This window comes from Loigolactobacillus backii, from assembly GCF_001663675.1.
GTDB classification, from domain to species: domain Bacteria; phylum Bacillota; class Bacilli; order Lactobacillales; family Lactobacillaceae; genus Loigolactobacillus; species Loigolactobacillus backii.
Map to the genome: position 1 here is coordinate 1,990,785 of NZ_CP014873.1, position 23,386 is coordinate 2,014,170.

19 protein-coding genes, 2 pseudogenes and 1 riboswitch are annotated in these 23,386 nt (G+C 41.5%); of the genes and pseudogenes, 17 read left to right on the top strand and 4 right to left on the bottom strand.

Annotated elements, in window-relative coordinates:
- Positions 1-15: 15 nt before the first annotated feature.
- The 3 genes from AYR53_RS09025 (at position 16) to AYR53_RS09035 (ending at position 3,240) form a co-directional block, all read left to right on the top strand.
- A complete protein-coding gene (locus tag AYR53_RS09025; protein WP_068280666.1) occupies positions 16-738 on the top strand; it encodes a WxL domain-containing protein in 723 nt (240 codons plus the stop codon).
- Between the two features lie 216 nt (positions 739-954).
- Positions 955-2,010 (top strand): WxLIP family cell surface protein, encoded by a 1,056-nt coding sequence (locus AYR53_RS09030; protein ID WP_068281277.1) that lies wholly within the window; start codon positions 955-957, stop codon positions 2,008-2,010.
- Positions 2,011-2,661: 651 nt separating this feature from the next.
- Positions 2,662-3,240, top strand: a complete 579-nt coding sequence (locus tag AYR53_RS09035; protein WP_068224347.1) for a nuclear transport factor 2 family protein — start codon at positions 2,662-2,664, stop codon at positions 3,238-3,240.
- A 565-nt stretch (positions 3,241-3,805) separates the two neighbouring features.
- Here AYR53_RS09035 and AYR53_RS09040 read toward each other — a convergent pair.
- A complete protein-coding gene (locus AYR53_RS09040) occupies positions 3,806-5,077 on the bottom strand; it encodes an ISL3 family transposase (RefSeq protein WP_068279055.1) in 1,272 nt (423 codons plus the stop codon).
- 196 nt (positions 5,078-5,273) lie between these two features.
- Here AYR53_RS09040 and AYR53_RS09045 point away from each other — a divergent pair, with 196 nt between their 5' ends.
- From AYR53_RS09045 to AYR53_RS09055, 3 genes and pseudogenes are all read left to right on the top strand, one after another.
- Complete coding sequence (locus tag AYR53_RS09045; protein ID WP_068280663.1) at positions 5,274-5,765, top strand: thioredoxin domain-containing protein; 492 nt, start codon at positions 5,274-5,276, stop codon at positions 5,763-5,765.
- Positions 5,766-5,913: 148 nt separating this feature from the next.
- On the top strand, positions 5,914-7,149 hold the full coding sequence (locus AYR53_RS09050) for a dicarboxylate/amino acid:cation symporter (RefSeq protein ID WP_068280662.1): 1,236 nt from the start codon (positions 5,914-5,916) through the stop codon (positions 7,147-7,149).
- Between the two features lie 58 nt (positions 7,150-7,207).
- Positions 7,208-7,762 (top strand): annotated as a pseudogene (locus tag AYR53_RS09055) (ATP-grasp domain-containing protein); the annotation flags it as partial.
- Positions 7,763-7,960: 198 nt separating this feature from the next.
- On the opposite strand, the gene AYR53_RS09060 reads toward AYR53_RS09055, so the two are convergent.
- Positions 7,961-9,271: an IS1380 family transposase gene (locus AYR53_RS09060; protein WP_068279064.1), complete on the bottom strand. Its 1,311-nt coding sequence runs from the start codon at positions 9,269-9,271 to the stop codon at positions 7,961-7,963.
- Positions 9,272-9,436: 165 nt separating this feature from the next.
- On the opposite strand from AYR53_RS09060, the pseudogene AYR53_RS13790 reads away from it, so the two are divergent.
- Positions 9,437-9,829 (top strand): annotated as a pseudogene (locus AYR53_RS13790) (ATP-grasp domain-containing protein); the annotation flags it as partial.
- A 149-nt stretch (positions 9,830-9,978) separates the two neighbouring features.
- Here AYR53_RS13790 and AYR53_RS09065 read toward each other — a convergent pair.
- A complete protein-coding gene (locus AYR53_RS09065) occupies positions 9,979-11,262 on the bottom strand; it encodes an ISL3 family transposase (protein WP_068224565.1) in 1,284 nt (427 codons plus the stop codon).
- A gap of 280 nt (positions 11,263-11,542) precedes the next feature.
- Positions 11,543-11,641: riboswitch (TPP riboswitch) on the top strand.
- A 63-nt stretch (positions 11,642-11,704) separates the two neighbouring features.
- Between AYR53_RS09065 and thiW the strand changes: the two genes are divergently transcribed.
- The 10 genes from thiW to AYR53_RS09115 all read left to right on the top strand — a co-directional run bounded on the left by thiW (position 11,705) and on the right by AYR53_RS09115 (position 22,085).
- Positions 11,705-12,202: an energy coupling factor transporter S component ThiW gene (thiW, locus tag AYR53_RS09070; RefSeq protein ID WP_068224335.1), complete on the top strand. Its 498-nt coding sequence runs from the start codon at positions 11,705-11,707 to the stop codon at positions 12,200-12,202.
- Positions 12,203-12,651: 449 nt separating this feature from the next.
- Complete coding sequence (locus AYR53_RS09075; protein ID WP_068224333.1) at positions 12,652-13,035, top strand: GntR family transcriptional regulator; 384 nt, start codon at positions 12,652-12,654, stop codon at positions 13,033-13,035.
- Complete coding sequence (locus AYR53_RS09080; protein ID WP_068280657.1) at positions 13,016-13,891, top strand: ATP-binding cassette domain-containing protein; 876 nt, start codon at positions 13,016-13,018, stop codon at positions 13,889-13,891. Before AYR53_RS09075 ends, AYR53_RS09080 begins: the two co-directional genes overlap by 20 nt.
- Complete coding sequence (locus tag AYR53_RS09085; RefSeq protein ID WP_068224328.1) at positions 13,881-14,585, top strand: hypothetical protein; 705 nt, start codon at positions 13,881-13,883, stop codon at positions 14,583-14,585. The genes AYR53_RS09080 and AYR53_RS09085 overlap by 11 nt, the downstream gene beginning before the upstream one ends.
- Positions 14,586-15,112: 527 nt before the next feature.
- Positions 15,113-16,552, top strand: a complete 1,440-nt coding sequence (locus tag AYR53_RS09090; protein WP_068280655.1) for an aminotransferase-like domain-containing protein — start codon at positions 15,113-15,115, stop codon at positions 16,550-16,552.
- Between the two features lie 197 nt (positions 16,553-16,749).
- Positions 16,750-18,252 (top strand): FGGY family carbohydrate kinase, encoded by a 1,503-nt coding sequence (locus AYR53_RS09095; RefSeq protein WP_068280654.1) that lies wholly within the window; start codon positions 16,750-16,752, stop codon positions 18,250-18,252.
- A 90-nt stretch (positions 18,253-18,342) separates the two neighbouring features.
- Positions 18,343-18,681: a metal-sulfur cluster assembly factor gene (locus AYR53_RS09100; RefSeq protein ID WP_068224319.1), complete on the top strand. Its 339-nt coding sequence runs from the start codon at positions 18,343-18,345 to the stop codon at positions 18,679-18,681.
- Positions 18,682-18,817: 136 nt separating this feature from the next.
- Positions 18,818-19,594 (top strand): class I SAM-dependent methyltransferase, encoded by a 777-nt coding sequence (locus AYR53_RS09105; RefSeq protein WP_068280652.1) that lies wholly within the window; start codon positions 18,818-18,820, stop codon positions 19,592-19,594.
- A gap of 128 nt (positions 19,595-19,722) precedes the next feature.
- Positions 19,723-20,712, top strand: coding sequence for an ABC transporter permease (locus tag AYR53_RS09110; protein WP_068280650.1), 990 nt, complete (start codon positions 19,723-19,725; stop codon positions 20,710-20,712).
- 5 nt (positions 20,713-20,717) lie between these two features.
- On the top strand, positions 20,718-22,085 hold the full coding sequence (locus AYR53_RS09115; protein ID WP_068280646.1) for an RsmF rRNA methyltransferase first C-terminal domain-containing protein: 1,368 nt from the start codon (positions 20,718-20,720) through the stop codon (positions 22,083-22,085).
- A gap of 103 nt (positions 22,086-22,188) precedes the next feature.
- Here AYR53_RS09115 and fni read toward each other — a convergent pair whose 3' ends face one another.
- On the bottom strand, positions 22,189-23,229 hold the full coding sequence (gene fni / locus AYR53_RS09120) for a type 2 isopentenyl-diphosphate Delta-isomerase (protein ID WP_068280644.1): 1,041 nt from the start codon (positions 23,227-23,229) through the stop codon (positions 22,189-22,191).
- Positions 23,230-23,386: the final 157 nt, after the last annotated feature.

Here is a 23,386-nt window from a genome sequence, read left to right on the forward strand (position 1 = left end):
AGGAGCTCGAATATTATGAAAAAACTATCTTTACTCACTTTGGCCGCAGCTGGTGGCCTATTAATCAGTGGTGGTATCTCAGGAACAGCCTTGGCAGCAAGTACAAGTACGGCGAATACAGACGCAACTGCTAGTTTTACGGATAACACAGATCCAACTAATCCAGTTGACCCAGAAGATCCAGATATCGACAATCCTGGTGGCGGCGGTGAAACTGAAAACCCTGGGCCATTAAGTCTCGATTACGCGTCAAATCTAGATTTTGGTACTAACGCCGTACCAAAAACTAATACCACTTATATAGCTAAAGATGATCACAACAAGGATGGCAGCACAACTTTCGCTAACTACGCACAGGTAACTGATCAGCGTTCTGGCGCCGTTAAGGGCTGGTCGTTGACCGTTTCTGAGGATGCTCAGTTTAAGGCAGCAAAAAGTGGGACTGAATTAACTGGTGCTGAACTGAGCTTAGGCAAAGGAACTACAAAAACAACTTCAGATAATAGTGCCACTGGCGGGACAGTAACTTCTAGTGAAGCCAAATTAAGCACTGATGGCGCAACCACTCAGGTAATGAATGCGACTACTGGTAATGGTTTTGGTACTTGGGTTGATAGTTTTGGCCAAAAAGGTGGCTCAACGGTTAAACTTATGGTTCCGGCAGCGGCCCATCCAGAAGCAGACGCGTATAATACAACGTTAACTTGGAATTTAGAAGATACTCCTGCTAATGCGTAAAATAATGCGTAAAAAGTAATTGTTATTACTAGCAAGTGACTAAATGGCCATTCAGGTTTAGCTTAAATCCGCCAATAATTTGCAAAATGGATCGTTTGGGGGATCAGTAACTAAACAGGCCTTTTAGTCACGTCCACGCTAAATTCGTTGAAAAATAATTTCGAGACACGCTAATCAGTAAAAATTAAATTGTCATTGAGGAAGAAGTGATTGACTTTGTTACGGAAAAAAAATTGGCTAATTGGATTGTTCCTGTTAATTGGATTGTTCGTTGTAGTTCAACCAGCGGCAGCCAACGAGTTAACTTTTGGTGTTCAGGCCAATTTGCCTGATAATCAAGTTGATCGAACCGTTAATTACTTTGATCTTAAGCTCAATCCTGGGCAAAAACAACAAATAAGCGTAACTGTGAATAACAGCACGGCCAAAGAAGTAAAAATAAGACCAACTGTTAGTCAAGCGACAACGAACTTAAACGGGGTAGTTGAGTATAATAAGGGAATTGCTAAGTCTGATAAAACTTTGAAGTATAAAATTGCTGACTACGTTCAACCTACTGAGAAGACATTGACCTTAGCGCCACATGAAACTAAGCAGCTTAAATTGAATGTGACGATGCCTAATCGCGCCTTTAGGGGAGTTATCGCCGGTGGTCTGAGACTACAAGATCAAAATCAACTTGATGCTCAAAAAAAGCAGAAAAAAGGGACTACCGTACAAAATCAATACGCCTACCTCCTTGGCATTGTGCTGCAACAATTGACTAAGAAGATTACACCGCAACTCAAACTAGGTAAAGTTACCGCTACACAAACTAATTACCGTAACGTGATTACGTCGGAGTTACGCAACGTTTCGGCAATGTACATTAATAAGTTTTCCGTTAACGCAAAAGTTTTACAAAATGGCAAGAAAATCTATCAACAGAAGAGTACGAATTTACAATTAGCACCGAATTCTGTTTTTAGCTATCCATTACGGTTGAACGGTGAGCGTTTGAAGGCGGGAACTTATCAAATGGATATTATAGCTAAATCTAAGGGCCACACCTGGTACTTCAAGAAGCAGTTTACGATTAGTGGCAAAACGGCCGATAAATTGAATAAAAGAGACGTTTCAATTAAGCCTGACCACACATTGCTGTACACGCTAATTGGATTTGGTATCTTACTAATACTTGGTGGACTCATCTGGTTCATCATGCACCGTAAGAGCCGTAAGATGCGCGAAGAAAATCAACGCTTAAAAGATGAACTGGCACAGAAAAAGTAGTCAGTAAGCGTTGAAAAGAGTATTTACTCTGGACTGGTACATTTCCATTTCAGGTGTGGATTCTTTCAATAAACGGACACCTTGTTTCTTAATAGTAATTGGGCTACTATCTTATAGTAATAGAAAGTTATTTGTAAAACATACAAATAACTTTTTTTATGTTTTCTAATTTTTTACGTGGCCTAACTAACAGTAATAGCTAGAACAAGTAACCTATTTGGCAGTGCTGGTGAGCAGATCGATTACGGTTTTACCTGTTTGGTATAAGGAGTTGTTTGAAAAAGCGGATTCCTGGGGATTGCTATGGTTCAACTTCGAGCTCTTTGCCTTGCTAGTTCTTGCGGTGACCGAGGCGAACTTAGTTGCGAGCAGTTATGGACTTTATAACTGTGTTCCTTGTTTTTGCCACAAGAATAGGCAACATTCGAAGCATCATGAGTTATTTGCGTTCTTTGCAAATAACTAACTGTCATTGCGAAGTAGTAGTTGAATGGACATTAGATGGCATAGCAAAATTATTAGCGATTTGGGCCAATAATCCTCAATTGTGAAGTAGAATCTAACCATTTTTCCCAACACCGACCATTTACAAGAGTTAGAAAATATCTCTAGGTGGCTTTTAAGCCCGATTAATAATTAGGAGGTTTTTAGATGAATGATTATGCGGAAATTAGTCAGTTAGTTGCTCGAGAACGGCAGTATCGAGTGCGACACGTTAAGGAATTGGCTGATTGTTATTATCCTGACGCAACGATTCAGACAAGTTGGCAAAGTGGCAGTGTAGCTTCATTTATCAATGGCCAGCCAACTGAGGTTAGCGATCAAACCATGATTGTTGGTCGTATGAGTATACCGACGATTCACCAAAATGGTCAGCGCGCTTACGTAGAATTTCCTACGACTACGTACATGTGGTTAACGGTGAACGGTGCTGAAGCCGAACTAGAATCCTTTCGTCGGTTAATTTACCACGTTGAAAAGCGTAATGGTGTTTGGAAAATTGCCACAATGATTTCAATTAACGAAAGCGATAATTTACACCCGGCAATTCCAGGCACTGATTTAAAAGTTGATCCTAAGGACCTAGTGGGTCTTCGTCGTTCTTACCGTTATTTGGCTTACACGCGAAAAAACGCTGGTGGCGAAATTAGTCCTGATTTGTTAGGGATTGACCGCCCCGCTGATATTAAGAAACTTTACGCACAGGCAGAAAATTGGATTAACGAATAGTGTGTTTGGCTCAGATTTCGGGCTAATATTTAGAGTTTGGGTATTGTTTGAATGACAGTCAAATGTTTTCTAACTAATTTGGTCTGACTAATGCTGCAACCGCAATCTTAATAATGGTCTGTCAGGACAAAGTGAAATTGAGGCGTTTTGCCCAAGCTTCCTGATTTCACTAATTAAAATCTGCTTGATTGTTTAAAAGTTTGAATTAGCTAGTTGACATTTATAAGTAAAGCTCTTATACTCAATAAAAATTAGATTTTAATTAAAAAAGATGTTGATGGAAAGAGTAAGCTTTGTGAATTGATTATTAGCGACTGTCGTTGGTGAAAGGGCAGATCAAAAGCAAAACTGAACATGAGTCCAGAGTCTTGTCAGTGGTGTAAGCTACTAGCACGTTAGGGCACGTTATAACTCCAAGCATGTTTGTGCTTTTAAGGTGACCAGTTGTAAAGCTGGTTACAAATCTGGGTGGTACCACGAAATGATCGTCCCTGCATTAATTTGCAGGGGCGTTTTTTAGGCTCTTCGTCAACTGTTGTTGGTGAATCCATATTTCGAGTTCTAATCACTTCGTGATTAGGGCTCTTTTTGTTTTGATTTTGAAAACGTATAGTACTCGAGTTCTAAACCTCCAGAAGCTGCGATAGCCAAAACTGGCTCGTTTGATCGCCTTGATTTTATTATTAGAACCTTCCAAAGGACCATTTGAATAGTGTGTGGTAAAGGTGTTACGAATCTCATCATGATGGCTTTCAAGTGTTTTAATCGTGTTCTTCATTTCTTCAGAATACGTTTTGTTATTCCAAAATGCCGCATTGTAGTTATGCCAATCTTGATGTTGGACAGCTGACCGGACGCTGTTTAAGACTTGATAAGTTTGTTCTAGTTCTGAATCCAACGATAACAGCTGATGGACAACATCGGTGGCAGCCATCCAGTAAGGAAAATTAGTCCACTTTTTGAATTGTTCAAAGTTAAGCTGTTCAGTTGGTACTAACAACAGCTTCCAGTAGCGCTTAAGGGCGTGAAATTCGCGAGAAGACGGGGTAAACTTCTTCATCACCTTGATTCTGGTTTTGTTAAACGCCCGATTTAGGGCGTTGATAATATGAAACTTGTCCATGACCACCATGGCATTGGGGAACACGGTCTGCACAAGCTTGGGGTAGGTATAATTCATATCAGTCACAATAATTTTGACGTTTTCTCGGGCAGCTTGATCGAAGCGGTAAAAATACTTCTCTAGTTTATTGATGGTTCGATAAGGGAGTAAGTCGATTAATTCATGGGTTTCGCCATTCATGAACTCAAAGCTCATGGCACCAGTAGCGCTCTTGGTACTCTTCACCTCATCCATTAAGATGATCTCTGGTAAATAGTGCCAATTGGTTTGAAAGTCTCGTTCAGCGCGCATTAACTGGCGGCCCACAAATGAATCTGATGCCGATACTTCATTGGCAATGTGCTTCAAAGAGACCGGTTCACCGAGCTTCTCTAGGCATTCTTTGCGGCTGGTGTTTGAAATTGTACAGTGTTTCGGAACTGCCAATGTTTGTGCAAGAAAGTTGCCGTGACATTCTTTACAGTGGAAATAGCGGCGCTTTAAGGCTAAGATGACGGTGTTGCTCAGAACCTTCGAGAATCTGATAGTGGTATTGCGCCAGCCGTAGTTAATAATCTTTTGATCATTGATAATCCCGCACTTGGGACAAGCCTTCGGCGTGTAATCCAAGTGGCCAGTTAAGCGAATAACCCCGTCTTCTCCAGTTTCACCGTCAGTAATTTTTAGGTTCTCGTCAGCTATTCCTAATAATAATTTTGTAGTATCATGACACATAGGGCATTTCCTTCTTTCTGAAAAATCTTCGTGGTGGTTGACTTGGATGAACGGACAGGAAATGTCCGCTTTTTTATTCTAGCCATAAATAAAAAATCTGTCATCAGTAATAGATGAAAATCTATTACCAACAACAGATATTGTAGAACCGTTTTTTAGTTAGTTGTTAAATTTTCATGAGAGGGATTGGTTAATAATGAGTAAAAAGCATCTAGGTGTCGCAGCGGCACTTGATTTTGGAAAAACGACAGCGAAACATCAAGTCACCGCAATTTTAAATTTAGGTTGTCCAGATAGTCGACAATGGTACCTGGCCAATCAGCAAGTGCTGCTTCAAGCGGTTCAGGCTGGTCAGATTCAACTTGAAATTAAATTTTGGAATAAACCAGTAGCCGATTTGGCCAATGGTAATGAGGCCAATAAGTTTGTGGATTATACCGAACCTCAAGCGGCCTTGAAGTTCATTGCGGCAGTTTATGCGCAGCAGGCGGATTTAAACGCCGCAATTGATGTTAATAAATTTGTGACCACTAAATTCAAGGTCGACCGAGTTGTTACCCAAGAAGTACTGACCCAGATTGATCAGGCAATTACTGCTGAAGGCATTACCAGTCTACCAACGATTATTTTCGATGGTGCTCATTTTTCAGGGGATCGATTAGTACCAATCACGCAATTACTTGCATAAAAGGAGGGCCTCATATGAGCCGCTTACGAATCAATCCAGTTAATAAATGGTTAATTTTATGGCGGGGAAGTTCCCGTAGTGACACGGCCATGTGTTGTCTGTTGTAAATAATTTGAAACAACAGACAATACGAAAGTAGGTTTGAACGATGCAGACCATTAAAAAAATTACGTTACCGTATCAATTATTAATTGCTTTAGTTTTAGGTATTATTTTAGGGAAATTCATCCCCGCAGCCGATAATTTCTATAATTTATTGGGGACACTATTCATCAATGCGATTACCATGGTGATTTTACCGCTAATTTTTCCCACGGTGGTGGTAGCGGTAGTGCAGATTTTTACGCAAAAATCTTTTGGTAAACTTCTGTTGAAAACTTTTGTTTACTTTTTCGTTGTCACCACAGTGATTATTTTAGTGTATTTAGCAGCTGGTTATTATTTCAAATTTGGCACCAGTCTTCAAAGTGGTGCCGGTACACAGACGTTAAAAGGAATCGCCACGAAGGTCAATTTATGGACCTTTATCGCTAATATTGTTCCAGCAAATCTGTTTGCGGCCTTTTCAGATAATAATCTGTTATCCGTCATCTTTTTCGCCATTGTTTTAGGGCTTGGCTTAGGTGCTTATGGACCAAAAAATGCGGCGCCGTTACTGAAGTTATTCGATATTTGGATCAAGGCAATTTATAAAATTACTGATTTTGTCATCAAACTATCACCAATTGGAATTTTTGGAATCATTGCTCATGATATTAATACAGTTGGCGCTGGGAAACTGTATTCCCTGGTTAACTTTATTGGTGGCCTGTATATCGGTTATCTAGCCTTGGCCTTAATTGTTTTTCCACTGATCGCCTTATTTTTCAAAGTTCCTTATTTTCAAACTTTCCGTAGTATTCAGGATTTATTTTCCTTGGCCTTTTTCTCCGGTAGTTCCAGCGTCGTATTACCAAAATTATTGGAACGTTTAAAGCAAACCGGCACATCTGCCACCGTTACTGACTTTGTTGTACCACTAGGTTACACCTTCAATTTAGAGGGTGCGGCGGTCTATTTAGCCATTGCCGTGGCCTTTATTGCCAATAGTTATGGGGTGACCATGTCTTTGACCTCACTGTTGACGATTACGCTGTTGTTGACTTTTATCAGCAAAACCATTGCGACTGTTCCGTCTGGGGCCGTAGTCGTATTACTGGCCACGGCCTCACAGCTAGGGTTACCTAAGGAAGGCGTGGCGTTGATCTTTGCCGTTGATTTCTTTGCTAACGCGGGTCGGACAGCCTTAAACGTCTTAGGCAATGCCTTGGCGGCTAAAGCACTGGATGCGCAATCTAAAACAGTAAAAATTCCACAGTCAATTGTTAAAGTTGCGAAAAATTAGTATTTGGTAGCGGCCCTTAGTTAGGCCGACTTAATTTAATTATATTGGAGGAATTAATATGACTGCAAAACAACCAAAAGTTTACGTTTTACACGAAAATTTGGAATGGACCCAACATTTAGTTACCTGGTTAGAACGAAACGCTATTCCGTACGAATTATGGGATCTCGCTACTGGTGTTTTGGATTTAACCAGTACGCCACCGGAAGGAATTTTTTATAATCGAATTTCAGCGTCAGCTCATACCCGTAATCATCGCTTTACGCCGGAGTTTGGGCAACAAGTGATTAAGTGGCTGGAAGACAATCACCGCATTGTTCTTAACGGTTCCAATGCCATTGATTTGGAGATTAGCAAGGTCAGACAGTATTTGGCCCTGCAGCAAAGTAATATCAAAACACCAAAAACAATTGCCGTTCTCGGTAAAGAAAAACTAGTGGCGGCCGCCCAGCAATTGAATATTTTTCCGCTGATCACTAAACATAATCGGGCCGGTAAAGGTGCTGGTGTGCACCGTTTTGATTCAATCGCTGAATTAGAACGCTACGTTAACAGCACCGATTTTGAGGAACCAGTTGATGGAATCACGTTACTGCAACAATACATTAACCCGAATTATTCATACGAGGTTTAATATCGGCATACCGCACAATTTTGGACCAATTCTCGTGCTGCTATGGCGTAGTCAAACCAAGATGTACTGTTTTTGCTAAAGGCTACCAAATTATGGGGCTGGATAAATTTTTGATCCTCAATTTTGAGCATACTTGCCCCTTGGCCGAACCGACTTTTTTTGATTTTTTGCACCAGTTTAGCCCCACTGTAGCGCTTGGATTCGAGCTAACAGTTGATAAAACAAATCCTGATAGACGTGGTGGCGGCTTAATTTTAGATAAAGTTGCCGGCCGCTGGTCACCAGCTTACCCGCTACTTTAAACAGCCATAAGCGCAAGGTTGTAACCTGTAATCGCTGATGTTGTACAGGCAACAATTGGCGCATCAAGCTGACTAAATTATAAGCGAGGACACTGAGCATCATGCGGGCATAATTTGGTATAAATTGCGAGCTAGTCATTTTATCCAGGTAAAAGCCAGCCTTGGCTTCCTTGATATAGTTTTCCATTTGACCCCGTTGGTGATAGGCGTGAAATGCATCTTCGGCGACAAAACTCGTTAAATTGGACACGAGGTATTCATGTTGAAATAACAATTCACCAGCTGGTCGAGTTGATTTAATATAGATCTGGCGCGGCTTAGACCATGATCGGGCTTGATAAGACGCGCGATAATAATGGACCTCGGTCTCAGTCCAATTCTGCTCATCACTGATCTGAACAAAACGTTCAGCCAGTTGGTTCAGCCGCCGATTGGCTTTCAGGCGGATCAAGTAAAAAGTGTCGTTGGCTTCACAAGTTTCGTATAATTCTGGAGTCGCAAAGCCACTATCCCCGCGGACCAAGATATCAGCGTTCGGTTTGACTTGATGATAGTGCTGTAGTAGTGGTGTGATAAAGGGGGCAATATCCGTACTGGTATAAACATTACCTGGGCGCAATTGAGCCTTTAAACAGTGGCCCGTTTGCCCGTCAAAAGCGACCAGCGGATGGTAACCCGTGGTACCGTAATGCGCATTAAAGGCCGTTTTTTCCTGATGACCATGAGTATCGGCGTGAGTCGAGTCAATATCGAGGATCAGCTGTTGTTGCTTGGCGCCAGTCCACGCTTGGTCAAGCAATGCTTGATTCAACGTTTGTAATGAGGTGATGGTCTGCTCGTCACAGCGTTGCCAAAAACGGGATAATGACGGTTGTGAGGCCAATTGCGGTTGTGCCAATAGTAATTTAAATGTGGGGTCATTGCGCAAACTGGTGGCAGCTAGATCGGCCGGGTAACCGGCGATCAACTGCAGCACGACCTGTTCTAGTAGACTAACGTTGCTGTAACGAGCGTAATGGCGCTGGTCATCAAAATGGACTAATTGATACGCTAAGGTCGTGAAATTGAGTTGCGCCATTAATTCTTTGACCAACACTAGCCCAGCATCAGTGGAAAGTTCACCACCAGTGTGCGAAATATGTAATTTAGGATTGAAATTAACTCGTTTTCCCGGTAAAGTTGCCATGAGAAGGACCTCTTTCTTTGGGTGGATAGCTGACTTGTGGTGAATCAACTATACCAAATCGGAGGTTCTTTTTCTGCACTAAAAAGGTGAAAAATAAAAAACACAGTACCGCCCATGATACCGGGGTGACACTGTACTTGGAGAACTTATGGTGAATAATTCAGGATTAAACCAATTGATGGTCGCATTCGCCGCTCAGAATTCATTGGTCGTAAGTTTCTTTACACAGTAGCAATTGATTCTAGTCAAGGGTTTGAGCTTTGCCCAGCGGATGAGTGCCAACTTCCTAACGTTTCTGAATCCAAGTTTAAAATTATTGCACCACTAGCAGCGCAGCAGCAAAGTGCCTATGAACAATTCTTAACGGCCAACCGGCTAGATGTGGCTGCGGTGGAGTGGGTAGAAGACGCCAATCACCAAAAATATGTGTACGACGTAAACACTAATACAAATTATAATGATCAAGCCGAAAGCAAGGCCCAAATCTTTGCTCACGAGCATTTAGCGTTGTACTTACAACAAGTGTTGGAACAACAGTACGCGGTAGTAGCGAAGTAGCCGTAAACACACGAAAAGACACTTTTGCTCTCTATCTTTGGAAGGTAAGGTGTCTTTTTGTGGCTAATTTTTACTAAAATTAGACTTAGGACGTGAATTTTAGGCTCTCTGTCAAATCCTGTTGATAGCCAATTTTACAGTGTTAGAAGTTAGGCAACTTCTAATGCTGTTTTTTTATTTGGTTTGGTGCGCATTTGTTGTAGTTTGATCCGTGAAACTAAATGGTGATAGTTGCGAAAACCAAAGGCCGTTCGCTGGATCTGTTTGATCATGCGATTGATGCCTTCAATGGGACCGTTCGAATACTTTGATTCACTGGCATTGAGGATGATCTCTAGGTTTTTCTTGAAAGTGATTAGTGTGGCCTTCATTTTGGGACTGAGTTGCTCATTGTGATATAAATAGATCACGAGCCCATCTTTATCGTAATTTTTTAGACAAGTCATGATGCCTTGCATGATGGTGTAGGTGTTCGCTAACGTTTCATCAAGCTCAAGACCCAACTGAACGCGTTCTTGCTGGGTTACTTGTTGGCGCAGATGGCGATCATAAAATAATTGTTTAACCTCCAGGTCATCACAATGTTTTAAGTACAGTTTCCAAGCGAATTTTAGGATCCGATATTCTTTGGTCCGTTTAGAATATTGTTTCATAAGCTGCACGCGACTTTGGTTGAACGCTCTGGTCATCATGGCGATAATGTGAAACCGATCGACGATGATCTTAGCGTTGGGGAATACGACTTTAACAATGTCTTGGTAGTAACTATTAAGGTCTAAAGTCACGGTTTTAACGCGCTGACGCACGCTGAGCGGAAACTGCTTAAAGTAAGCTATAATGTTTTGTTTCAACCGATCCGGCAGGATCTGTTGAATTTCATGATCACCAGCACCGTTAATACAAATAAAGTGCAGGACACCGCCAACACCACGTACTTCATCCATCGCTAAATGTTCTGGCAGATAGTTGTAATTCCGGCGAAAGAGATCATCATATTTATCTAGGTAGCGACAAACAGTACTGGGTGAGACATTATTGTCACAAGCAATACTCTTTTGGGTCCGATCATCTTGTAAATGCATAAAGATCTTTTGGCGAGTTGCCCGGGAGATATTGCAATATTTATCAACTAGCTCGGTCGTTGCCATCACACTAGTCCCACAGTTTTTACAAAGCAGGCGCTCTTTATGCAGTTCTAGGTACACCGGCTCACTGGCGTTGGCGGCTAGGTAGGTCACCCGGGAAAGGTAGTGACCATTATGATTGAACTGATCAAAGCCACACTGGGGGCAACGTTCAAGGCCGGTCTTGACAGTTGCGCGATAGACTTTAATTCGTCTGTTTTGTTTGTATTCGTAACCATAATCGAAAAAAATGACATTTGGGTCTTTAATACTGAGCGCAAATTTTATATGATTGTCTATAGGGTTCACGGTTTTCTCATATCCTTTCAAATGATACTTGTGGTGGGTAGATTTTTGGATGAGAGCTGTGAGCTCTTTTTCTGCACAAAAATCCTGTTAATAGTTTACCATTTGTAAACTATCAACAGGAAAAAGTATAGAGCCGAATTTTATGGAAAAAAAGCAATTATTTTGGGATAACATTGACTTGATAGCTTTCGTCTCAGTTTGTAACTATGGTAACATGGTTGCTAATTTTACGTTAGCGCTATCATTTACCAAGTGATTTAGGTATACTAATAACAATAAAATAATTCACTAGGGGTGCTTAGTTGCTGAGATGACCGTGGTCAAACCCTTTAAACCTGCTCTAGTTAGGACTAGCGAAGGGAAGTGTACTGGTTATATTTTGTTGTGCCAATGGACAACGTTAACGAGACTCCTAGTGATTTTATGGATGGGAGTCTTTTTTATGCGGCAAACACGGAATCAAAAATTAGTTTTGACAGCGTTGCTAACGGCCATTGCGGTAGTTGGGGGTAATTTATTTGAATTTCCAATTGGACCAGCACGAGTTGCGCCAACACAGCATTTGATTAATTTAATTAGTGGTGTGCTCGTAGGTCCGTACTACGCGGTTGCCCAGGCCTTTTTAACGTCACTATTACGCAACATGCTAGGCACTGGAACCTTGCTGGCCTTCCCTGGTAGTATGATTGGCGCCCTCTGCGTTGGGTACTGTTATCGTTGGTTTAAGAATTTGTTGGCGGCGGCCTTAGGTGAATTAATTGGAACTGGTATTCTGGGTGCACTAGTCGCCTACCCGTTAGCAGCACTTTTTCTAGGCACGACTGGTGCTTTGTGGGTATTCATACCTAGCTTTTTCCTCAGTGCACTTGTTGGTGTAATAGTTGGCTACATTATACTGCGGGCACTTTGGCCAGTACTAAAGGCAAGATTTGCTCGTTAGATTATTTTTCAATTGCGCGTTTATTTAAGAAGTGTTCTGGGTCATTTTTAAACATAATACTGAGAATAATGTTTTCTACGATAATTAAGAGGCAACCTTAATTCTAGGTTTTCGGAAATTAAGGTTGCCTTTTTAGGTACTCTCACTGGAAATAGGAATTTACAAATGGATTCATTTTTTTCTAATGGAAAATAAAAGGACATAAAAAATTTAGCAAAATGACATTCAAATTTAGAATTTCAATTTAAAAATGGATCTGTATTTAATTGAAATTAATTCTTCTTTGTCTAATTGTAGAAATATCCAGAAAATGGTTTTTAGACCGGTTAGTATTTAATTCTGTTGGCCGTGGTTAACCGATTAAAGTTGACAATTAATTATTCAACCTATATAGTTAGTTACATAAGTAGTTAACCAGCTTACCAGTTAATTAAAAGCGAGGTGTGACCGTGGAATTTCATTTTACTAATGAAGAACCAATTTACCGACAAATTGCTGAACAACTTGAGGCTGCTATTTTTACCGGCGCCTTTGCCGAAGGAAGTCAAGTTCCTTCAACAACAGAAATTTCAAAGCAATTTAACGTCAATCCGGCAACTATTTTGAAGGGAATGAATCAATTGGTTGAGAAGGGACTGTTAGAAAAAAGACGGGGGCTGGGAATGTTTGTTACTGCTGGTGCGCATCAACAGCTGCAACAGCAGCGAAGAACCCATTTTTTGCAGCGCGATGTTCACCAGTTTATTACGGCCGCAAAGGCGCTGAATATTACGGCCGAGGAATTAGAGCAAATGATAATGGAGGGATATTCGGATGAGCACACTCAAAGTTGAGCAAATCAGTAAAAGCTTTCACCACCACCAGATTTTAAATCAAGTGTCCTTTGAATTAGGGGCATCTGGTATTTATGGTCTATTGGGACGCAACGGCATGGGTAAAAGTACACTTTTTAAGATTATGACTAATCAAATCTTCGCTGATGCAGGTCAAGTTAAATTTGCAAATATGGATATCCGAAAGCAGCCGGAATTAGCGGCTAGACTATTTTTAATGAGTGAGACTGATTTATACCCTAATTCAATGCGTGTGCAGCAAGCACTTGACTGGACCAACAAGTTTTATGATCATTTTGATCAAGTTTTTGCGACTAAGCTATTAGATCAATTTGGACTTGCACCACACCAGCGAATTGGTCATCTTTCAACTGGTTATCGAACGATTTTTAAATTAATTGTGGCGCTTTGCGTGCCGGCCGATTTTATTTTTTTAGATGAACCTGTTTTAGGTCTGGACGCTAATTACCGTGATTTATTCTATCAGGCACTGATCGAAAGCTATACGCAGCGCCCCCGTACCTTTGTGATTGCCACGCACTTAATTGGTGAGATTGAACATTTAATCGACCACGTTTTTATTTTGGCGCATGGCGAATTGCTCGTTAATCAATCAACTGAATCATTGTTAGAACAAAGTCACGCAGTTAGTGGACCGGCAAAAGTAGTTGATGATTACACAGAAAATGTGCGTGTAATTGGCAGCGATAGATTAGGTGGGCTTAAAGTTGTCTATGTTTTAGGTGACCTAGATGAAACCAAAATTTTGCCAGATGTCGTTAAATTAGAAAAAGTTGCCTTACAGGAATTATTTATTCATCTAACAACAACGGAGGTAGCGGTCAATGACAACTAGAACGCGCGCGGGAATACGGTATTATTTAAATTATTGTATGAAAGTAATCGCTGTGACTTGCTTGATTTTACTGGCTTTATTTAGTGGGATTGCTTATTTTACTCATGGTTGGAAAGCTAGTGGCATTTTTGGAACGTTGCAGATTGTTGTTCTAATTCTAGGCTGTCAAGCAGTTGGCGGTCCATATCGGTTCTTATTACAAAATGGTTATTCCCGTCAACAAATTGTTAGGCTGTTAATTTTAGGCTTTGTTATTGATGCCGCATTTGTTATGAGCTTAATGACTATTGAATTGATTTTCGATCATTTTATGGCCATTACACCGGCAACAAATTTAGCCCTATACAAAGGTTATTTTCAGCATTCATTAGTTTTTCAAATAACCATCGTTCTGGGTTACTTTGTTGAAACATTACTTTATAGTAGTATTGGTTTCCTTTTTGCCAGTCTATGGGTCCGTCTAAGTAGTTTGGGCAAGTGGCTGTTGGGAATTATTATTGTTGCATTGATAATTGTATTTAATACGTTGGGTGCGACGCTACAGCCTATATTTGCAAAGATTATGCAAATTTTATTAGGACTATCAACTACTGGCGCAAATCCATGGCCTTTATTTGCTACCTCGATATTGCTAACCTATCTCTGTTATCTAGGAGCACGTCAATTATTATTGGGACTTCAATTACGTCGCTAAAGTTTGAAAAGTATTAACTAAGTGAATAACCAGTGGAAAGCATGTGGACCTAATTTCTGATGAAGTTAGGTCTTCTTCAAATTTAAACGGTCGGGAGTGGAATAAAAGTCGGTTTTAACGCACGTTTTAGCGTAATGTCGGAAACAATAAGAGGCTAGAACTAGTAATACAACTTTCATAGTTCTTAAGTCTGTTGTATAAACTTTTTAGCCAGTGCAGAATTTACGGTGGGCCAAGGTGTTCAGGGTATTCTTATTAACGCACTTTTTATTTAAATAATTGTTCTCAATCGGCAAATTTTGCTATAGAATATTTACCAATAGCAGTTTCAGAATATGACCTAGCGTGATTGACCTATTTTAGGTGATCATTAAGAAGTGGCTAGGTAAATTAGAAAGAAAGTGGTACAAAAGTCGGTTTTGGATTAGGCACGTGAACCCAGATTTTTGGCGCACGTTCTAGAGTAAGTTCGGAAACAATAAGAGGCTAGGACGTCTGTTCCGGCTTCATTTAAGGAGGTGTTTTTATTGCACTGGCAATTACCGACCGGGTCGCAGCCAGCCTATCTTCGGCTGATTAATTTTATTCGTCATAGTTTAGAAATTGGTGCTTTATTACCGGGCCAACAGTTACCACCAGAACGTCAATTGGCCGCAACCTTGGCGGTAAGTCGCTCAACGGTGCGGCGTACTTTTGACGAACTCGTTAGTCAAGGAATTCTTGTTCGTAAAGTTGGCAGTGGTACTTGGGTCAATACTGAAAAGTGGGGTGTGTTACCTAACAGTATTAATTGGCAATCCTATTTAACGGCCGATCGGTTGGCTGATCCAACACAGTACATGGCACAATTACAGGTTTTACTCGATCAAAAAAAGGGACTTAATTTGGCACAAGCAACTTTGCCAGCGGCACTACTCGCTAAAAGCCCCTTACCAGCAATGACTTGGCAAACGGTATTGACCCAAGAAGCGCACTTAGCAATTAGTGGGGCGCCTAAGTTGAAAAAGCAATTGCAGTTGTTTTTAGGCCAACATTTGCGGCAAAACGTGGTTACTAGTCAAATTTTGATTACTTCAGGGGCTCAGCAGGCATTCTTTTTGATTACCCAAGGCTTACTGGCTGCTGGGGATGCCATCGCAGTTGAACAACCTTCTTATTTTTATCAATTAGGTTTATTTCAGGCCGCTGGAATTCGTATTTTTGGGGTACCACTGCGCTCTGACGGTAGTTTGGATTTAGCGGTACTCCGCCAATTATATTATCAACATCATGTTCGATTTATTTTTGTTAATCCAACCGGCCAAAATCCGACTGGTTGCACAATGCCGTTGAGTGCACGGCAGGCGTTAATTCAACTATGCGCCGAATTAAAATTACCGATCGTTGAAGATGATCCCTTGGCACTTTTACAACGGGCCGCGAATGTCTTAGTTCCACCATTAAAGGCACTTGATCCAGAAAACGTTCTTTACGTGGGAACTTTATCCACTTTAACCGGGCCAAACACGCGAATTGGTTGGCTGGTAGCACCTAGCCAAATCGTTCAGCGCTTGGCCGACATCCGCCAGCAATTAGATTCTGGGCTCAGTATTTTCCCGCAATTAGTGGCGACTGGCTTATTGGCTGATCCAGATTTGACCGTTTACCTGCAACAATTGCAACAGCAGTTAAAGCAAAAAAAAGAGCAATTACAACGATTGTTATTACCACTGCAACAACAGCATAAAATTAGTTTTCAATTGCCGCAAATTGGCTATAACTTGTGGCTTAAATTACACATAGGCCGTCAATTAACGCCATCCGATTACACCGTTTTTCTGAAAAATGGTTTGTTGGTTTTACCCGGTTTTTTATTTGGGTTACAAGAAAATACCATTCGGGTAAGTTTTGCGCAGTTAACCCCTGAGCAGGCAGTAGTACTAGTTCAGCGATTAACAAAGTGCTTGACACTCTTAGCAGATGATTAGGTTAGACCAAAAGAACACCGCAAATCATGACTGCTTGTTACAGTGAAGTTTATCTTCTAGTTAATAAATTGGAAATTACCGGTGACTAATCTTTTTTAAAGGTAACTTTATTTTTGTGATAGTAGTTAAACTGTAAGCCTTTTTCTTTTCTCTGTGTAATTTTTTACGTAGACTTAAGGGGAAAGGGGGAGAGTGCGATGGCACGTTACCTTTTAATCATTGATCAAGGCACAACTAGAACCCGGGCTTCTGTTATGGATCAGGCCGGGACACTTATTGGTGCGACTGAAGTAGCAGTAGCAACGGCGACACCACAAGTAGGTTGGTTTGAACAGGATGCGCTAGAAATTTGGCGCAGTGTTCAACGGGCCATGACGGATGTTTTACTGAATACTAGTGTGAGTCCTGCCGAATTAGCTAGTATTGGAATTACTAATCAACGGGAAACAACGATTGTTTGGGATCGAAAAACTGGCCAGCCAATTCACGCCGCAATTAGTTGGCGTTCCAATCAATCGGCGGCAATTGCGGCCCGAATAACAACAAAAACTGAGCAGACGTTAGTTCAACGTAAAACAGGGCTACCTGTGAACGCCTATTTTTCGGCAAGCAAAATTCGTTGGCTCTTGGAACAAGTCCCAGGAGCGCTAGCAAAGGCTCAGGCTGGTGAATTATTATTTGGGACAGTTGATACCTGGCTAATCTGGCAGCTAACTCAGGGGGCAGCGCACGTGACGGACGTGACCAACGCTAGTCGGACGTTATTATTTGATATTCACCAGCTAAAATGGGATGCAGAATTGTTACAGTTATTTGCGTTGCCATCAGCTATTCTACCAACCGTTTATCCGTCAACTAATACAACACTGCAAACCGCCGCGGCGGTCACATTTGGACGACAAATTCCGATTACGGCAATTATTGGTGACCAACAGGCATCTTTAGTTGGTCAAGATTGTTTGACTAAAGGAAAAGTAAAAACAACTTACGGAACAGGTACATTTTTAATGTTTAATACTGGAACAAAAGCGCTGGCAACGACGCAAACGGAGTTATTAACGACATTGGCGTACCAAACTGCCGGTCAAGTACCAACTTACGCTTTAGAAGGAACCATTTTAACGGCAGGGGCAACAATTAAATGGTTGCAGGAGACACTGGCCTTTTTCGCTACTGCCGCCGAGTCAGAATATTTAGCCACTAAAAGCTTAGCCGCAACTGACTTGTACATTGTACCTGCGATTGCCGATATGGGCACCGCCAATGTGGCCAAAGGTGCCGTATTTGGGTTAACGCAAACTACGAATCGTTCTCAGTTAACACGAGCAACCTGGGAAACGATGGCCTACCAAACCAGTGATTTGTTAGCGGCAATTCAAAAAATTACTGGCGTAAAGGCACTTGAATTGCACATGGATGGTCCGGCCGCGCGCAACCGTTACCTGCAACAATTCCAGGCCGATATTTTGGGCATTCCAGTTTTACCGGCCAATGATTATCAGGATAGTGCTGCGTTAGGGGCCGGCTTTCTGGCCGGGATGGCAACCGGGTACTTTAAGAATTTTGATCATTTAGAACAATTGGCCAAACAAATTAAACCGATCAAACCCCAGCTTTCCACAAAGATCCGCCAAGAAAAATTAATCGGTTGGCAGCAGGCCGTTGCGGCAGCACGTAAATTTAAACCAAAAAAACGTTGATTTTAGATACCAGTTGAAAAGGTTTCTCATTTAGCATTGTATCCGCTTTGTTTTTTAAGTATAATGTAGAAAAACAAAGGGGTGAATTTCTTGAGTGAGGAAAAGAAGGTAGCAGCAGAAGATATTGATGACGTTAAGGACCAAATCCTAACGGCGCTTGAATCTGTGATTGATCCAGAACTTGGGATTGATATTGTCAATTTAGGCCTAATTTATGGGGTAGATCTTAATGAAGAAGGTTTATGCCACATTAAGATGACCCTGACAATTATGGGTTGCCCACTGTCTGATTTGTTAAATGATGAAATTACCCAAGCTTTAAATGAGGTTCCCGAGGTCAAGGATGTTGATATTGAACTTGTTTGGTACCCAGCGTGGAGTGTTGATAAAATGAGTCGTTATGCCCGTATTGCGTTGGGGATTCGTTAATAGATAGTAAGTGTGGACCAAAAGGTAATTGTTTTTTGAGTAGCTAGTTGCGGTTGGTTGAAAATAAATCAATTGACAGTTAACTTTCTTAAAAACGGCCTTTTGGCTCACGCTTTTTATTTGGAGGTTATTTTTAATGGCACTGCCGACAACAGAGTACGTTGCGAGCTTACACAAATTTCGCCAACTATTTGCGGACTATCCCAGCGTCAGTCAGCAAATTGACGGTATGTTAAGAAACATTTGGTTATTAAGGCATGATCGTCTACCACATGAATTGACTTATTTAGGGATTCCGGAAGGTTTCTTTATCCAAGTCTATCCAGAGTTTATTCAAAAAAGACGGTGGACCTTGTCTGCGTTAAGCCAACAAATTACTGAACTTGATCAACTTTTTGGTGCTTACCGGGACTACCTTGAAGTTCATTTTGGCATGTGGTCCCATACAAGTCAGGAATTTGTTGCTGATTTAGCGCGCTTACCAGGTCGACGGTACTTAGAGGTCATGGCGGGTAACGGCTATATTAGTGCAGGTTTACGTCATTTAGGCCAGACAGTTTTTGCAACGGACACATTGGGTTGGGTTCATGAAAATGAAACGGGCCGCCATTTAGTGACAGAAGTTGAAGCATTGGATGCTTGTGCGGCCTATAAAAAATACGTTTCGCAAATTGATTACGTCATTATGAGCTGGAGTCCCGATGGTGTTCCAATTGATTGGCAATTATTACAATTAATGCGGCAAACTAAACCACAGTTACCGCTACTTTGTATTGGTGAAAAAAATGGCTGTACGAATAGTCCTATTTTTTGGCAAACGGCTAATTTCAAGACTGATGCTCTCGTAAGTAAATTGAACCGCCATTTACCGCAACTGGATCTTGTTAAAGAAGCGCTGTTTTGGGTCCAGTAAATGAAAAATTAAAGTAAAATATGTAAAAATTTCTTTTTAATTAATTTACCGCAAGATTTTTTGACAACCTAATGGGCACCGTTTATGCTTAATTAAGCGTAAATAAAGTAAGGATAGGTCTAACTAATATGTTTAAACGAAAATCAATGCTTGCCGTGTTGACGGCAATTCTGGCGTTTGCTGGTGTCTTTTTTTTCAGTCAAATGAATCGTGCCGATTATCAGGATATTTTGGACCGGGGCGGATTATCAACTAATGCTTATGTTTTTAAGTCACCGAGGCAATCTTCAATTGTGGCGTTAAACCAAACGTTTGCGGCCCAGCATGACCTAGAGAATTATCAGGTCCAGTACCAGCTGCCACATAGCAATACAGTTTACCTCTACGGTGCTGGTAATTTTAAAACCTTACCGCTAATTTCAGGTCGCTTTTTCAACGATAGTGATTTTAAATCGCAAATTCCAGTTGCCGTTGTTGGTAAAAAGGTGGCAAAAAAATTATATTCACCAACCGAACAAAGTTATTTAAAATACGGTAACCGGTACATTTCGGTGATCGGGGTTGTTGGTAATCGAAGCAGCAGCCACTTGGACAACCGAATTTTTATCTCAACTTCAACCAAGCAAAGTTTAACGGCGGCCAAAGTTAATAAATTTCGAATTGTTATTGATGGGAAGCCCTATCTAAAAAAGCGGACAACTTTTCAATCCATCTTAGCGGCCAAAACACCGATTCATTTAGTGCCACGTAGAACACCAATTGTTGGGACCTCTTGGCTTGCTCGTTACTGGGGTTATGGTTTAGCGATTGTCCTAGTCTTTATCTTATTGGTTGGTGTTGCGGAGCTTGGCGTCATTGTTTCCCGGCCTGCATTAGTGACTAATGTACTCCAGGCGACAACTCGTTGGCAGATTTTTGGCCGTGAATGGCGTCAGTTTGCGGTTAGTAGTTTAGGTGGGCTATTAGTCGGCGGTATTCTCGGGATGTGGCGCTTATACATTTCACAGTACACTGCCTTGTGGTGGCTATTATTGGCCTTCTATCTTGTAACACAAATTTATTATGGTGGCCGGCTATATTATTATTTACGGCAACAAATTAAAAGTGGAAAGGACTAGAACGAGTGCTTTTACCAGAAGGTTTTACGCAGAAATATCAACAATTATTAGGCGATGAAGCAGCCGCTTTTTTGGCCAGCTTTGATAAATCAGGCTACAAGGGTTTTCGTTTGAATCCTTTAAAACCCCGACCTAAGCAAGTTAATTTAGATCTAACGCAGCCGATTAATTACACGCAGTGGGGCTATTTTGGTAGTGTCAATGGGCGCACTGTTGATCACCAGGCCGGCTACGTCTACAGTCAAGAACCAAGTGCCATGTATGTGGGTGAGGTTGCTGCACCTAGGCCTGGTGAACGTGTATTAGACTTATGTGCGGCACCTGGTGGCAAGACAACTCACTTAGCTGGTTTTATGCAACAAACTGGATTATTAGTGAGTAACGAAATTATGCCCAAACGTGCGCGAATTCTTGCAGAAAATGTGGAACGTTTTGGCTGCCGTAACGTTGTAATTACAAACGAAACGCCTGATCACCTCGCTAAGCATTTTCCAGATTACTTTGATCGTATTTTAGTGGATGCACCTTGCTCAGGGGAAGGAATGTTTCGCAAGGATCACAGTGCTACCCAGTACTGGACCCCTGCGTATCCGACCGAGTGTGCTAAGCGGCAACGGGAAATTCTAACTGAGGCCGTTAAGATGTTGAAACCCGGTGGCCAATTAATTTATTCTACCTGTACCTTTAGTCCAGAAGAAGACGAGCAAATGATGGCGTGGTTAGTGGCGACTTATCCAGAATTTAGCCTAGTGCCAGTTGAGCGTGCTACCGGAATGGTGGCGGGGCGGCCTGATTGGGCGGATGGTAATCCGGCTTTAAAGAATACGGTTCGCCTATTTCCACACCTTTTAGCCGGTGAAGGTCATTTTATTGCTAAATTACAAAAGGCCGGGCAGCCAGAAGTAATTGACGTTAAACGACCGCGCAAAAAGAAACGGGCCAAATCAACCAATCAGTTGAGTAAAGAACAGCTAGCTGTTTGGCAAGCATTTGCCCAAGAAAATCTAAGTGGGATTACTTTTAAGCAGTTAATTGTTTTCGGTGAGCAACTCTATGCGCTACCGCAAGCTTTAAAGTTAGATCGCTTAAACGTTGTTCGCCCAGGGCTACATCTCGGAACCTTCAAAGCCCACCGTTTTGAGCCAGCCTACGCTTTAGCCTTAGCATTAGTCCCAGAGCAGTTTAAACAGCGGCTGACGTTAACTACGGCCGATTACCAGCGTTACGTTCACGGAGATACTTTTCCTAGTGAATTAGCTGGGAAGACGTGGCTACTTTTACTGTACGAGGGTAAAACAGTTGGTTTTGGCAAACTTGTCAATCAAACAGTGAAGAACTTTTTTCCTAAGGGATTACGCTTTGTTGCTGATTAATTTTGAAACGGTTAGTCACAGTAAATAAATAGGAACGTGGCCTAAAAGATAGATCCGCTAATTAATAACGGATCTATCTTTTAGGCCACGTTCCTATTTTTAATTACTTTACCTCAAGCTGGCGCTGTACGATGTAACTTTGTAATTTAGTTCCATAAATAATGGGTTTTTGGCGTAAGTCCGTTAGATCATGCGCGCCAAGCATAGCCATGATGGCGGTTAGTTGTTCTTTCCAATCTAATAATATTTCTGTAGTGGTCTTGGGACCGTTTTTTTGTAATAGGTGCAAAATGGTACCAGATAGGCCCACTGCCTGTGCACCTAGGCGCAAGGCCTTGATAATGTCTAATGGATTACGGACGCCACCAGAAGCCAGAATTGTTAACTTGCTTTGATAGAATTGACTTTCTAAAAGTGATTCAACGGTTGATTGGCCCCAGCCGCGTAAGTAAGCCATATTACGTGCTTTACGGCGTTCATTTTCAATGGCAATAAAATCAGTGCCACCGGCGCCAGCAACATCAATGTATTGAACGCCAACCTCTAATAATTGTTTGAAAGTTTTTTGGGCCATCCCAAAACCGACTTCCTTAATAATCACTGGAACATCCAACGCTGCGACAATTGCTTGAATTTGTTTTAACCAGTGAAAGTCGCGGTCACCTTCAGGCATAACAACTTCTTGAGGGGTATTCAGGTGAATTTGTAGGGCATCGGCTTGCAACATTGTCACGGCCTGCTTAGCAGCGTCTACACTAGCCGTAGCACCCAAATTGGCGAAGATTAGGCCAGTTGGGTTGGTTTCCCGTAAAATTTGAAAGGTGGCCATCAGTTCAGGATGGCGCAATGCGACACTTTGGGAGCCAGTTGCAATTGGGACACCAAGTGTGGCCGCAATTTGGGCTAATTGACGGTTTAGTTCACCGGTTCTAGGACTCCCACCAGTCATCGCGTTAATGTAAAAGGGAAGGGGTAAAGTGAAATTAGCTATTTTTGTGGTTAGTGAAACCTCGTCAAAAGCAATTTCGGGTAAACTTTGGTGAATGAAGCGCAGTTGGTCAAAATCATTTGCCCGTTCTGATTGATAAAATTTTTCTGCTAAAAAAACGTGCTCGTCTTTACGGTGTGATTGTGAATTCGTCAAGGTGTTTTTCCTCCAAACGCAGAACTTGAATAAGACCTAAAAAGTAGGGGCTGGGACAAAAGTGAATTTTGCCGCAGTCCCTATGTGTATTTCTAAGTATTAATGAGAACGGGTAACAAAAAATAAACCAAAGGATTCTTGTTACGTTCTTGTCTCA